This is a genomic window from Boudabousia marimammalium, from assembly GCF_001936115.1.
Taxonomy (GTDB): domain Bacteria; phylum Actinomycetota; class Actinomycetes; order Actinomycetales; family Actinomycetaceae; genus Boudabousia; species Boudabousia marimammalium.
The window spans coordinates 102,284-116,523 of sequence record NZ_MPDM01000005.1 but is presented as its reverse complement, the minus strand read 5'-3'; the positions used below and the strand labels follow the sequence as shown (position 1 = coordinate 116,523).

The window sequence follows — 14,240 nt, the reverse complement described above, 5'->3', positions numbered from 1 at the left end:
TCCGTCCAAATCGGACGCAATGACACTAAACTCGCTTACCGCGTAAGCGGGACCTCTACTTATCAGCGTAAACCGAGGGGGAAAGCACACCCACGACATCCAGATTGCGGTACTTTTCGGCGTAATCCAGCCCGTACCCAATGACAAAATCGTTAGGAATATCGAAGCCCACGTAGGCGACCTCAACCTCAACCTTAGCGGCATCAGGCTTACGCAAAGCGGTCATAATCTTCACTGAAGCAGCCCCGCGGGCCTCTAGGTTCCGCTTCAACCAAGCAAGTGTCAAACCGGTGTCGATAATATCTTCCACGATGAGCACGTGACGCCCCTGTAAATCGGTGTCAAGGTCCTTCAAGATCCGCACCACACCAGACGATTTAGTGCCGGCGCCGTAGGAAGAAACCGCCATCCAGTCCATGGAGATGGGCAGGGTGATAGCCCGGGAAAGATCAGCCATTACCATGATGGCGCCTTTGAGCACGCCCACCAAAAGCAGGTCCTTATCGGCATAGTCTCGATCGATTTCAGCAGCAATCTCAGCCAGTCTGGCTTCCATCTGTTCTTTGGTAACGAGAATATCTACTAGCTCAGACTTAATGGCTTCTGCCTTCATTTGCGCTCCTTCAAAGTCGGTCACACCGGAGAGAAGCACACGGCGTGCCCCCTCGTCCCTATCTTAACCCGCCAAAGGTGCGCGCGGTGGCGGCTAGGAGAATCGTAATCGAATCGGCGCATCCGGTTGTGGGGTAATCAATCCCGGCTGGCCCTTCTCAGTAGGCGGATCCAGCCGCACCCGTTGCGCCACAATTTTTCCGGGCAGGAACAGCGCACCCTGACCAGTGTAGTGCAAAACCAAAGTAACCATGGAGTCAATGTGTCCAGAGTTAAGCGCCGCCGCATCCGCGCCCGCTTCCAAAGCGGCAAAACGGAGCACTCGGGTCAAAATGCCCTCATGTAGTCCGCGGAGCTTCTCCCAGTCCAAATCAACTTTCGCCGGCCGCCGAGTATAGGCAGAAATACCGGGTTCACAACGAACCATTTCCAGCACTTGAGCGGCAATCTCATCCAAACAGTCATTATCACGACGCAACTGCTGCGCGGTGCGGGTGAGATTAGGAGCAACATCTTTACCTAAAGCCGAAGAGAGAGAAGGCAGGGCGAACTCACGCACAGCCGCGCGGCGCAAAGCGGAACCATCCGCGGCCCGCCAAGGGCCGTTCGCCCGGTTGGTCGGATCATCTACCGGTAATAGTCGCAAGGCTTCACAGGCACTGACCGTATCAGTGCGGCGAATTAGGAGCAGCGGATGAACCGTGATCGGGTGCTCTTCCCGATCGGGCATCGTCACCGGGGACATCCCGGCCAGGGAGCGTAAACCAGAACCGCGGGCCAAACCCAACAGTACAGTTTCTGCCTGATCATCCATGGTGTGACCGTAGAAAGTCATGACCTGCAAGCCTCGGGCGCGTTTAAGCACGCGGCCGACCCGGTTCAAAGCTGCGTGCCGAGCTTCCCGCGCCCCACCTTCGGGACCGGATAGCCACCGGGCATTACGCATTGCGATTTCGTCGAGGGGGACCACCTCGGCCTCGTCCGCACCCAGCTGCCGGCACAGGTCTGCGACCCGCTGAGCTTCCGCGGCGGAACCTTCCCGCACTCCATGGTCAATGGTAACCGTGTGAACTGGAATTTTGCGACGTGAACATAAGTCGATTGTGGCGACAGCCAAAGCTAAAGAATCCGCACCACCGGAGCAAGCCACCATCACCAAAGGCTTTTCTGTCGTGGCGGTGAGGCTGTCAAGGCTGGAGCGGACAGCCAAAGAGATTCGCCGAATTGCCCCCTTCGGATTAGCGCCCACCAACACTGAGGCAAGTGATTCCCCCGGACGACGCGGCGGCGGGGTAGCCACCCAGCGGGGACGCAGCAACGGTGGAGACAGTGTCTCTTCCGGCGCGGGGCTAGTCCGCCGGCGGGCAGCCGAATCGGTTGGGGCCGGTGTAGCTGACGTAGAATCTGCAGCTTTAGGCGCCGGCTGCCACCGGAACCGATACGCTTCGGCGCTTTGCGGGCGTGTTTGGTGCAAGCGTTTACGACTGGGGAACCTATCCTGGGGCATCCGCTTCACCTCCTACACGGCCGAACTGATTTCATGATACCGGATTGTGTTCCATCCGACGCACCCACTGGCTAGGATTAGCCAGCTCCGTGCGGGTAGGGAGATTCTCTGGCGACGTAAAGACACGGTTAAGCACTTGCGCGCCTTCCTCGGAACGCACCTGACGGATGAATCGCCGCAAGCTGGAAGGATTCCAGGTCACCGGGTCAAATCCCAGGCCTCTGGTGAAAGCCCGCAAAAGCAGACTGCCGGGCGTGGGGGTACCCCGCATGAGTGCACGAATCCGCTGAATCGACGTAATCTGCGTAGGCGTCAAATACTCCATGCTGACACGCATATAGGCGTCCATGAAACCGAAAAGTTCAGTCAGCTCCGTCAGCGCCGCAATAGGATCAGTCGGCCCGGCAGCGGCAATCTCTTGGGGACTCAGTTCCACAGTGTCCCCACTCTCAGTGCGCCGCGTGTATCCACGGGCCCTTCGGGTGCGCAGCACCAAAGTGGAATTATCCTCCGCGTCCGCTGCCAAGCTATCCGCATTCCGCACAGTATTCCACAAGCCGGACAGGGAAATATCGCCAATATCGTCTGCCTCAACCGACCGCATAAGCAAATCAACGCGAGCGCGAATATACTCCACTATCCACGGCGCTGCCCGGAACTGTGCGCAATAAACGGCGGAGCGCAAAGCAATCCACTGACTAAAATCAATTGCATCTAGGGATTTGAACCGTCTAGTTTGCACCAGATTCGGAACAGACAGGTAGATTGGTTCTCCCGGTACGGTTGGATCACAGTGACCATACACGCGCAACGCAGACAATCCCATCATTGCTGAGACGGCTAAACCACGAAGCGGATTAACCGTGGATTTCACGACCTGTGTTGCCGGGGCCGGGTCAATCAAGTTTTGCAAGGTCCGCCCCGCCCGGTAAATCCAGCGGCTACGGTCAACTGCCACAATATTAAGGTTTTCAGTGACAGAGGCAGGCAATCCAGTAATCGTAGCCACTAGCTTCGATACCGTTTCCGTATTGCTTTCAACCACACTGACTACGGCTCGCGCCCGCGCACGCGAAATTTTCGGGCCGGGCGGCACCAGCGTTCCCGCTAAATGCATTGCCTCAGTCCATGTGATTGCCATGAGTCTCCTCCTCGAACAGTACCTTGATAGTACAGATTAACCTGTTACCACGGTATGTAAAAATTCGTCGATCCGCTGTTTCATTCCCCAGACTTTGTCTTTCTCGCAGTCGTCAATCATGACGGCAAAAATCAGATCCCGACCGGAGCTGGTACGAAGCACGCCGGCTAGCGAACGAACCGAAGGTAAAGAGCCAGTTTTAGCCCGCACCATTCCAGCAGTATTAGAATTCGAGAGTCGCTGTTGTAAGGTTCCGTCAAGCGAGGCTACCGGAAAAGCTGAAAGTGCCATCCGCGCCTGCGGTTCTTTCTGGTCGAGGACGTCTTTGATAATTGCGGTGAGTGCCTGAGGGGTAATCCGGTTGTCCCGGTCCAGACCCGAACAGTCATTCAGGACCACGCCTTCCATATTTAGACCCTGCGCGGCATACTGCTTGACAATCTGCGCGGGCGGGCTAGTGAAGTCTGCTGTAGCGCCGAGGGGGTTTGCCATCAGCCGGCAGAAATGCTCAGCCAAAGTGTTATCCGAAGTTTTATCCATGTAGTGCAGTAGCTGCCCGAAGCTAGCTGACTGTTCTTCAGCTAAGACTGTGGCCCCCGGTGTTTGGGCGCCAGTACTGAAGTGCCCACGCACGGTTACCCCCTCGGCCTCTAGTGCCTTCACGAAAACCCCAGCCGCGTCAGCGAGTGCCGTATGGGAGAAGTATTTGGCATGGTTCGGATCTCTCCTCCCCTGCTGGATGGCGATATCGGTGACGTTGCCGGCGTAATCATCCACGTCTTGGGCTGTCCATGCTGGATTCCTTTCTGGGCCAGCAATCGCGGTGTCATCCACAACTAGCTGCACAAAATCGACTTTGCCGCGCAAAGCGACAGCGGTCTTATGGGCTAGGGTTGCTAATCCGGCGTGCCCTAGCACTCCCTGCGGATCGGTTTCCCCTGCTGCCATGGTGATGTCGCCGTTACTTTTCAGGAACAGCGTATTCCCGGCAAGTGCCGTGGTGGTAGTGAAGGTAGCTTTCGGATCCAGTTCTTTAATAGCGGAGAAAGCAGTGAAAAGTTTGGTAGTTGATGCCGGGGTCATCGGCACGGCCTCATGGTAGCTGTACACAGGTTCCCCTGTATGCGCATCAATCAGGCTGATAGCTAGCCGCCCCCCAGCAGCGGAGACGTGCCCGTTCAGTTTTTCGGTGGCGGCCTTCAGTTTGGCCTGGTCCGGAAGTGGCGCATCAGGATTGATTGCCCGCTCCGGTAGTTCCGCCGTGGGGCTGAGCGGCGGCATTTGGGGAAGTTTTTGCTCTACTGCAATCGGGGTATTGGTGAGAATCCCGGGCACCACATCGTAGGCGTCTGCTACCGCGTACCCGATTGTGCCTAAAATCAGGATGGCGCTCAACGCGACCGGCACTGTTGAGGGGATTCGCACGCTCTCACCTTTCATATTTCACATTGCAAATTGGTGCATTTTTCAGTAAATCTGATGTTTACGATGCTCTCGTATGCTGTTTGTAGTCTACAGTTATACTATCTCTAACGGGAAGCAAAGTGGTTTCTCTGGCTTTTGGTGCCGCAATCAAAGGCTGCTGAAACCGCCGGCGCACCTTAAGGAAAGGCACAAAAGATGTTGGAATTTGATGTAACTATTGAAATCCCTAAGGGGAATCGTAACAAGTACGAGGTGGACCACGAAACCAACCGTATCCGCCTAGATAGAATGCTGTTCACGTCTACGCGCTACCCCGATGATTACGGTTTTATTGAGGACACTCTGGGCGAAGACGGAGATCCTTTGGATGCTCTGGTTCTGCTGGAAGAGCCGACCTTCCCCGGTTGCCTGATTCGTTGCCGTGCTTTGGGCATGTTCCGTATGCGTGACGAAAAGGGAGGCGACGATAAAGTCCTGTGTGTGCCTTCCATGGACCAGCGCGCTTCTTGGCGTACTGATATCGAGGATGTGTCTGAGTTCCACCGTCTCGAAATTCAGCACTTCTTTGAGGTGTACAAGGATCTTGAACCTGGCAAGAGCGTCGAGGGCGCACACTGGGTTGGCCGTGAGGGAGCCGAAGCCGAAATTCTGCGTTCTTACGAGCGTGCGAAGGCAGCCGGATACACTACTCACTGAGCCTGAGTTTAAATAAACTTTTGGCCCGTCCGCTTGATTCGGACGGGCCAAAAGTTTATTTAGCTGTGTGGCTTAGCCTAGACGTACCGCGTAGGGCATGATTCGGCGGTATCGAACCTTCGTAATCTGGGTGGTTTTACCCGGCCGCGGGGCTTCCATCATTTGTCCGTTGCCAATGTACATGGCGACATGGTGGATGCCGCCCGGGCTGCCATTGCGACTCCAGAACAGCAAATCACCAGGCTGGGCCGCGTCCAGTGGCACTTTGGTTCCATAGTTGTACTGCATTCGAGACGAATGCGGGATACGCACACCCTGGGTCCGCCAGGCTGCTTGCACATAGCCGGAGCAGTCGTATCCTGAGTCGCTAGCGCCACCCCAAACATAGGGGATTCCAAGTCGAGATCGGGCCCAAGCTACCGCACCTAGGGCCTTTGAAGATGCCGGCCTGTTGGCAGCTGCAGCCGCGGCATCACGTTCAGCTTTTTCGCGGGCGGCCTTCTCCCGGGCAGCTTTCTCCCGGGCGGCTTTCTCCAGGGCAGCTTTCTCCCGGGCGGCCTTGTCAGCAGCGGCCTTCTCCCGGGCGGCTTTTTCGCGGGCAGCCTTGTCAGCAGCAGCCTTGTCCTTATCCGCTTGGCTAGTTCCGGTGTTCGTCCCACCGGGTTTAGGTTTATTTTGGCCCGCGGACTGACGTGCTAGTTCCTCTTGTCGGGCAGCCTCAGCTGCTGCCCGCTGTTGGGCTTCCCGTTCAGCCTTGGCGCGAGCCTGCGCGGCGTCCTTCTGCGCTTTCACTTGGGCAGCAGCCTCAGCCCGAGCCTCTGCCTGACTTTCTAGCTGCTCCTGCCGTGCACGTTCTTGTTCGATACTGACCCGGCGAAGCTCAGCTAAGCGGACAATCATCTGATCGCGTTGCCTCTCTAGTTCCACCACGCGGTTAGCAGATTCGGCAGCGACCCGGTTGGCGACTTCTCTTTCAGCTTCAACTTTTTGTAAAGCTGTTTGGTGTTTTTCGACGTTCTTTTGGGCTTCTCCGTGAATTACTTTCGCTACGGCTTCGGCGGCGTCATAGCGCTGGATTTTACGGTCAGCTTCCTCACCGAAGAGGCTGACCGCCTGCTGCCGAATCTCCATATTGTAAAGTCCGTCCGCCTCTAGGTAAGGGGTCAGCGCCGCAAGGGAGAGGGACCGGTCGCGGTAAACTGACATAATCAGCTTAGCTAGTTCAACCTGAGCTTTATCGCGTTCTAGGTTGGCTTCAGACTCAGCTTTTTGTGCCTGTTGCATTTCTGCTTGTGCTACGTCAAGTTCATCGCGGGCACGGTTAAAGGATTCGACTGCTTCCTCAGAAGCCAGCTGGTTTTCATCCTGCTGAGCTCGCAGAGAAGCTAATTCTGCTTCTAACTGGCCAATCTTTGCCCGATCGGAGCCGCTCAAGCTGTCCACGTTGACGCTGTCAGGGGAGACCGGGTCAGGGTCAGCTAGAGCCGCTGAAGGAGTGGCAATCAGCAGCACAACGCTGAGCGCTACCGCCATCATTGCGGTCAGCAACTTTGGTTGTGAGGGCTGCTTAGGCACGAAAAACCTCCCTAGAAATTCACGTATAGGTATATCCACAGTACCGAAAGGCACAGAATTTAACAAGATTAATAACTTTTCTGGGGCTGTATACGTTTTTGTCTCGCGCTTAGACTATGATTATTACTGCTGGTGAAAAGTCAAAGGAGCTCTAGCAATGGCACTCTTCGAGTTTACAGATGGGCGGTTCAAACCCGCACAGTTAGGCAAGCCTGCCGATAGTTCAACCCTGAGTGCCACCTTGCGTACTATCCGCACTAACGTCCTCGACATCCTCCCTCGTCCTCTTTTTCCCGTGGCTTGGCTTTCGGGCGAGGATGAGCCCCCTCGCCTGATCGGCGTTGACGGGTCTGGCCAAGTGGTCTGCATCTATGTAGTGGAATATTTAGGCTCTCAGCAGATGGTCAGTGTTTTAGCCAAACTCAATGAGACCCGGATGTTGGGTTGGAATGAGCTCTCCGAACTTTATGAAGGAGGCCAGGCTGCTTTCCGCACTCGCGTGACTGAGTTCCGCAGCCGGGTTCCCACCAGTACCCCCTCGGGTCCGCGTCTGATTGTGGTCGCCGCCGAGGTTGAAAACACTCTCCGCTCCGCCATTGAAGTGCTGGCGACTTCAGGCATTGAAGTGAATGAGATTAATGTGCGGGAAATGGAGGACGGTCGCCAAATTGTTCAGGTTAAGTCGATTTCCCCATCCCTTTGGGGATATTCCCAACGGCTGTTACGCCGCTCCGGGCGGCCCATTCCGGTACGCTCGCGTAGTTACTCCAATCAGGAGGTTTACGCGCTGATTGGGCAGATTACTGCCGCCACTGAAGAGCAGATAACTCCCCCACCAGTGAAGGAAACTGACCTGGTTGAGGTTTCAGATAAGTCCGCTGATCAGCTCTCTTCATCTGCCTTGCTAGGGCACTCCCCCTCGGCCTTGAATCCCTCGCAGCCGCAGATTCCGCGCCGTTCCCGGCATGAAGGTTCCATTCTGCCTCCAGTGCAGGTAGCGGAGAAAATCGCCGCAGCGGAAGCTCCACAAGCAGAACCCACCCCGGCCCACGGAGTCCTCAATGAGGCAATTTCCTCTCTGGTGGAGGCTGCCTCGGTAAAGGAAACTAGCTCCCCTGCTGGCGCTGCGGAACCGGAGTCTGCCGCTCCACTGAGCATGTTTGAACGCGCTGCCCAGGCTGCTTTCAAGCGGCGTCACCAGAGCCAAACTCCGGCTGCCCGCCCCCGAGTAATGCCGACTCGTCGCGCCAGCAAGCCGACTCCCGCACCGGTGCAGAGCCCTGTTCCCGCCCCGCAAAAACGTACTCACCGTGGCGATGTCCTCTCCCATCGAGGCAGCATTCCTTCCCGCCGCGCACTCTCCCACGCCACGGTGGATGAGCCGGAGGCAACCACCAGACCGATCGCTCTCCCGCGCCGCAAGCAGCTCACCCGTGAACAGCGTTACCAGCAGAGCCTCGCCCTAATTGCTGAGGCAGTGGGGATGGAAGTGCCCCTAATTGCGATGGTGGAAGGCAGCCATTTCACTGCGCAACTGGGCACCAATGGCCTGATCTTTACCGGGCAGAGCAGCACTCCAGATCCCGCAATTGCACTGTATGAGCTGAGCGAAAAAATGTTCCCGAACGCGTGGGAAATCTGGCGGATTGGCCATGAGGCCGGTCCTAGTTTGGCGGAAGCATACTCAGAAATTACCGGGATGATTCATGACCAAGAACTGGAGAATCCTGAGGAGCTCGCTCCGCATCTTGGATTGCAATCATCCATCGGCATTACTCCCGCAAGAACCCGTAGCTTCCCTTCCCGTCGACACTAAAGAGACGGCTTAAGCTCAGCCAGCGGGTTTAGCTGAAGTACTGACTCTGGTTGAGCAACAACTTGCGCAGCCTCAGGGGCAGAGAGTAATAGTTTGCGGGATCTCCGCGCAAAGACTGGAACCGTCTTCGGCCCGCAGGTAAGCGTGCGCCCAACGGAACAGGCCCATCCAGATTTCGCGCCGCACCTCAGGGTCGGACAAAGCCACATCATGCTTGGCTTCAAAGCGCTGAATATTCACGTTGCGGCCCAAGTTCACGGCCCGCTGCGCCAGCGCTTCCACATCCAAAACCGTGTCTTGGCGGCGCATGATGGGGTCCCATTTATCTCCCGAGGAAGATTCCACTGAGATTTCCATCAAAATCGGGCAAGTGATATCTAGCCCCTCAGCAACCCTGTCATGACCGTATAGAACTGCGTTAAACCAGCCGGCAGGGGTCTGCTGCCCTGCCGGATTCTTCCACTTCGGGTTGGTTCCCCACCCTACCACTGACGGATCATCAGGATAATCCTCCAGTTCCAAGGGCAGCTCGCCATCTTCCGGCAGCCAGCCGCTCAAAGACATTCCGTAGAAATTCGGTCCTGAGCTCAATGTCAGCGGCCGGTATGGAGAAACCGCAGCGATCCGTTCAATCACCGGATGTGAAGCATTGCGGATAGCCGTGAATGATGACAGCTCCAGCCAGGGAGCGTTCAACACTAGGCCAGCCAGCGCGCCTGGGTGCCGGTCTGCCCACAAAGTCGCAGTCAGACCGCCAGTCGAATGACCGGAAAGTACCAAGGGCCGCAAAGCACCCGTTTCCGCTTCGTCTTCTGCTTTGATGGCCTGTAAGGCAGCGTGCATATCCTCATCATAGGTTTCGAGGGTGTCCACGTAGCCGAAAGTCTGATGATCAAGCCAGGATCGGCCATATTTACGAAGATCTATCGCGTAGAAGCGCGCTCCAATCCGCGACCATTGCCGGGCCAGTTCTTTCTGGAAAAAGTAGTCGTTCCAGCCGTGAATATAAAGCACTGAGAACTGCGCCCGAGCGGGGGTTCCCTCAATCTGCTGCGGGTCAGCCTCAGGCTGATGTCGCACCAAAGTGCAGACAACCTCACCCTCGTCATCATCATGAAGCTGAATCTGTTTCGCTTCAAAGCCGGCGCCCAAAATATCGGGGGCCCATTCGTTCAATGCGGGTGCAGGTGACTCATTCATAAGCACGATTCTACCCTTTCAACCTATCGCGCGAGGGGCGACAAGGATGACACTTCGCCGCTCGGTTCCAAGAGGAAACGGTAGGTCCGTTTCGCCTGCTGAGCTTGCACAATGAATCCGTCCTGCAACTGTCCGGCACCACTGGCCTGCAAAACCAGCGGGGAGAACACCCTGATTGCTTCACGACGAGACGGCGTAATCAGCACGAAAGCCTGCTCAGCTCCGAACATTCTGGCGCTGAGCGGGTCAGCTTCCCCCTCTGGGGTGGCGACAGTTTCACTGGTTGGCGCGCTGTCGGTAGCGGGCGTCACCCACACCCTCGGACTGGAATCTGACAGAGCCAACAGAACCGTATCACCCAGTATCCTCACTTGTTTCAGACGGCTATCCATCCGCAGTCGTAGGGTTTCTACGGGAGACTGTCCATCCTCGATCTTCCCGAACTGGGTGTATTCCCCGGCGGTGCGAACGAAACCTGCTTGAGTTTTGCCGGCGGGAAGCACCCGGATAGATTCCCCCGCATACCCCGAAAGCTCAGGAACCACCGCAGCATCAGTCACTTTTCCGGTAACATCCAGGTGGAAGCGGGTAGTCTGCCACAGTCCGGCCTGTTGCGCGCTAACGTAGAGGTTCGCCTGCGTCACCGCTAGGCTCGGGATCGGGGCGGTCGCCCGGCCAGAAGTCTGCACGGGCTTGAAGTTGTCGCCCTCAACCTGATGAATCAAAGTGGCGCCAAGGTTGCCATCAGTGTTGATCTTAATCATCCACAGGCTCACCTGATTACTGTCCGGGGCGGCCACCAGAGTGTAGAGCCGCTCCGCGACTGCCACCGCCTGCACAATCCGGATGGGCGCTTGGAGTTTCGTGTCAACCGTTAGCGGGCTTGGCTGAACACCGGTGTTTTGCCCTAGCCCGAGGGTGAAGTGTAGGCGGCTTCCAGTCAGATCAGATTTGATACTCCAGTTGAAACCGCGAGCGGATTGCTCGAAGGGGAACACCGGATTTACTTCCACAGTGGCGCTCAGGTCTAGTTCGCGTAGATTCTCCGGGTCAGATTCCACTATCCGGTCGGATTTCCCCGGCAGCGCGGCATCCTCGGCTCGTCTCTCCGGGGTGGGCATGAGAGCATCCGCGGGTAGGCTTTCACCCGTAATCAGTAGGTTTTGCACCTGCAGGTCTGCCCATTTCAGGGCCGAGGACGAGGTCTCCTCCCCTGAATTCTCGGGAGTGGATAAGCTGCTGCCATCGCGCTCTGCTGCTGAATTGGAAATCGGGCCGCAAGCACTCAAAGTGAAAGCCGCCGTGAGCGCGCAGAGTCCGGCCAGTAGTCGCTGCGCAGATTTCACTTCGGCCCCCTGTCTTCCCGTCTTAACCACACAGTAATGCTACCTGCTGCGGGGGCTGGGCGTCCGCAGCGCCCAAATTAGATAACTGCGACGAAGGAAAAATCCTTCGCCGCAGTTAATCTCTAGCTAGCCGAAACTAGGTTCAGCCCTCCATCACGGCCGCGCGGCCAGCCTCTAGGCGGGCAACGGGGACGCGGAACGGGGAGCAAGACACGTAGCTCAAACCGGTCTTGTGGAAGAAGTGGACGGATTCGGGGTCGCCACCGTGCTCACCACAAACACCCAGCTTGATGTCCGGCTTGGTAGAGCGGGCCTTCTCAACACCCATTTCCACTAGCAGGCCAACGCCGTGCTTGTCGATGCTCTCGAAGGGGGAGACACCGAAGACGCCCTCGTCCATGTACAGTCCGAAGAAGGAGCCTTCCACGTCGTCACGGGAGAAGCCCCAACCGGTCTGGGTGAGGTCGTTGGTGCCGAAGCTGAAGAAGTCGGCTTCGTGAGCCAGGTCTTCAGCGGTGAGAGCTGCACGGGGTAGCTCAATCATGCAGCCAATCGGGATGTCCAGCTTGAGGCCGTGTGCGTCTTCCACCTCAGCAATGATGTGCTCGGCTTCTTCACGCACAATCTGCAGCTCACGGATGGAGCCGACCAGCGGAACCATCACCTCGGGTAGCGGATTCTTGCCAGCTTCCTTCAGCTCTGCAGCGGCCTCCACAAGGGCACGAATCTGCAGGGCGAAGAGGCCCGGCATGCTCAGGCCCAGGCGAACCCCGCGCAGGCCCAGCATCGGGTTGGACTCATGCATGCGGCGAACCGCGGTCAGCATGGTCTTGTCAGCTTCCAGCTGTGGGCCGGTTTCGCCCTTGGCTTCGGCAACTGCAACCTTGACTTCCAGTTCGGTCAGGTCGGGCAGGAACTCATGCAGCGGCGGGTCGATCAAGCGCACGGTCATGGGCTTGTCGTCCATGATTTCCAGCATCTGCTTGAAGTCGTTCTTCTGCAGAGGAATCAACGCATCCATAGCTTCCTGACGTTCTTGGGAGCCATGCTCAGCCAGGATGACACGCTCAATCAGAGCGCGACGCTCACCTAGGAACATGTGCTCGGTACGGCACAGGCCGATACCTTCAGCGCCGTAGCCGAGGGCGCGCTCAGTGTCTTCAGGAGTGTCAGCGTTGGTGCGGACGCGGAGACGGCGGACCTTGTCGGCATGCTTAAGCATGCGGTCCACGGAGCGGACCAGATCAGCCATGTCTTCGTCATCTGCGGCGGCCTTCAGGCCAGCTTCAAGGCCTTCCACGAGGTAGGTGGTGACGGGTGAGTCAACCACTTCGACGCGGCCTTCAAATACTTCACCGGTGGTGCCGTCGAGGGAGATTTCGTCGCCTTCCTTGAATACCTTGCCGTTCACAGACAAGGAACGTGCGCTCATATCAATCTCTAGCTCTTCAGCGCCACAGACGCAGGTCTTACCCATGCCGCGGGCAACCACGGCGGCGTGTGAGGTTTTGCCGCCACGAGCGGTCAAGATGCCTTCAGCGACAACCATCCCAGCCAAATCTTCGGGGTTGGTTTCACGACGCACTAGAATGACCGGTTCCCCGGCCTCCGACATGGAGATAGCGGTCGCGTTATCGAAAGCAATCTTGCCGACTGCAGCGCCGGGCGAAGCAGCCATAGCGCGGGTCAGCAGTTCACGGTTGGCATCAGTGTCAAACTGCGGGAACATCAGCTGGGTGAGCTGTTCACCGGTGACACGCTCTAGGGCTTCGTTCTTGGTGATGAGTTTTTCATCAATGAGCTGGGAGGCGACGCGGAAAGCAGCCGCAGCGGTACGCTTACCGACGCGAGTCTGCAGCATCCAGAGCTTGCCCTGCTCGATGGTGAACTCAATGTCACACAGGTCTTTGTAATGGGTTTCGAGGGTGCGCATGATGCCGCGTAGCTCATCGTAGACGGCCTTATTGTGGGTTTCGAGGGCGGATAGTGGCAGGGTGTTACGGATACCGGCTACCACGTCCTCACCTTGCGCGTTCATCAGGTAGTCGCCGTAAACGCCGGAGTCACCGGAAGAGGGATCGCGGGTGAAGCAGACGCCGGTACCGGATTCGTCACCCATGTTGCCGAATACCATGGTGCAGATATTGACTGCGGTGCCAAGGTCGTGGGGAATGCGTTCACGGCGACGGTAGATATGCGCACGCTCGGTGTTCCAGGACCGGAACACTGCCTCGACCCCCATGTCTAGCTGCTCACGCGGATCTTGGGGGAAGTCGCGGCCAGTAGCTTCCAGCACGATCTGCTTGAAGACAACTACCAGTTCTTTCAGGTTTTCAGCGGTTAGCTCGAGGTCACCCTTGACCCCCAGCTTGGCTTTCATCTCGTCAAGAGCGTCAGAGAAAAGGTCGCCGTCAATGTCGAGTACGGTCTTGCCAAACATCTGAATCAGGCGGCGGTAGGAGTCCCAAGCGAAACGCTCATCGCCGGACTTGCGGGCGAGGCCTTCCACGGACTTGTCATTCAAGCCAACATTCAGCACGGTTTCCATCATGCCGGGCATGGAGAACTTGGCGCCGGAACGGACGGAAACCAGGAGTGGGTTTTCCGGATCTCCTAGGCGCCTGCCCAGTTCATCTTCCACGGCTCGCAGGGCGCCGGTTACTTCGGTGGCTAGTTCTTCTGGAACTTCGCCGTGCGCCAAATAGGTACGACATGCTTCAGTGGTGATGGTGAATCCGGGCGGTACGGGTAGTCCAAGCCGGGTCATTTCGGCTAGGTTCGCACCCTTTCCACCTAGCAGGTCCTTCATGGACTTATCGCCTTCATGGAAGTTGTAGACAAACTTCGTCATAGTTTCCCCTCAGTGTTAACTGCATCTTTACAGTGATTGACATTGGACTCACGACTTTTCTCGGTGAGTCC

General features: G+C 57.1%; 10 protein-coding genes. 2 read left to right on the top strand and 8 right to left on the bottom strand.

All coding sequences use genetic code 11. The features are described from left to right. Positions 1-55: 55 nt before the first annotated feature. The 4 genes from hpt to dacB form a co-directional block, all read right to left on the bottom strand. Positions 56-613, bottom strand: coding sequence for a hypoxanthine phosphoribosyltransferase (gene hpt / locus BM477_RS05815; RefSeq protein ID WP_075361721.1), 558 nt, complete (start codon positions 611-613; stop codon positions 56-58). A gap of 93 nt (positions 614-706) precedes the next feature. Then, positions 707-2,119 (bottom strand): tRNA lysidine(34) synthetase TilS, encoded by a 1,413-nt coding sequence (gene tilS / locus BM477_RS05810; protein WP_075361720.1) that lies wholly within the window; start codon positions 2,117-2,119, stop codon positions 707-709. A 31-nt stretch (positions 2,120-2,150) separates the two neighbouring features. After that, positions 2,151-3,260, bottom strand: a complete 1,110-nt coding sequence (locus BM477_RS05805) for a zinc-dependent metalloprotease (RefSeq protein WP_075361719.1) — start codon at positions 3,258-3,260, stop codon at positions 2,151-2,153. Positions 3,261-3,296: 36 nt separating this feature from the next. Then, on the bottom strand, positions 3,297-4,685 hold the full coding sequence (dacB, locus tag BM477_RS05800) for a D-alanyl-D-alanine carboxypeptidase/D-alanyl-D-alanine endopeptidase (protein ID WP_158024382.1): 1,389 nt from the start codon (positions 4,683-4,685) through the stop codon (positions 3,297-3,299). Between the two features lie 198 nt (positions 4,686-4,883). Between dacB and BM477_RS05795 the strand changes: the two genes are divergently transcribed. Beyond that, complete coding sequence (locus BM477_RS05795) at positions 4,884-5,381, top strand: inorganic diphosphatase (protein ID WP_075361798.1); 498 nt, start codon at positions 4,884-4,886, stop codon at positions 5,379-5,381. 72 nt (positions 5,382-5,453) lie between these two features. Here the strand turns inward: BM477_RS05795 and BM477_RS05790 are convergent, their stop codons facing one another. Next, the gene (locus BM477_RS05790; RefSeq protein WP_075361717.1) at positions 5,454-6,956 is read right to left on the bottom strand and encodes a C40 family peptidase; all 1,503 of its coding nucleotides are present in this window, start codon (positions 6,954-6,956) and stop codon (positions 5,454-5,456) included. 157 nt (positions 6,957-7,113) lie between these two features. On the opposite strand from BM477_RS05790, the gene BM477_RS05785 reads away from it, so the two are divergent. Then, positions 7,114-8,772, top strand: coding sequence for a hypothetical protein (locus BM477_RS05785; RefSeq protein ID WP_075361716.1), 1,659 nt, complete (start codon positions 7,114-7,116; stop codon positions 8,770-8,772). A 72-nt stretch (positions 8,773-8,844) separates the two neighbouring features. On the opposite strand, the gene BM477_RS05780 is transcribed toward BM477_RS05785, so the two are convergent. The 3 genes from BM477_RS05780 to ppdK all read right to left on the bottom strand — a co-directional run bounded on the left by BM477_RS05780 (position 8,845) and on the right by ppdK (position 14,169). Then, on the bottom strand, positions 8,845-9,972 hold the full coding sequence (locus BM477_RS05780) for an alpha/beta hydrolase (RefSeq protein ID WP_075361715.1): 1,128 nt from the start codon (positions 9,970-9,972) through the stop codon (positions 8,845-8,847). Between the two features lie 23 nt (positions 9,973-9,995). Then, positions 9,996-11,318, bottom strand: coding sequence for a hypothetical protein (locus BM477_RS05775; protein ID WP_075361714.1), 1,323 nt, complete (start codon positions 11,316-11,318; stop codon positions 9,996-9,998). A 142-nt stretch (positions 11,319-11,460) separates the two neighbouring features. Beyond that, complete coding sequence (ppdK, locus tag BM477_RS05770) at positions 11,461-14,169, bottom strand: pyruvate, phosphate dikinase (RefSeq protein ID WP_075361713.1); 2,709 nt, start codon at positions 14,167-14,169, stop codon at positions 11,461-11,463. Between the last annotated feature and the right edge of the window lie 71 nt (positions 14,170-14,240).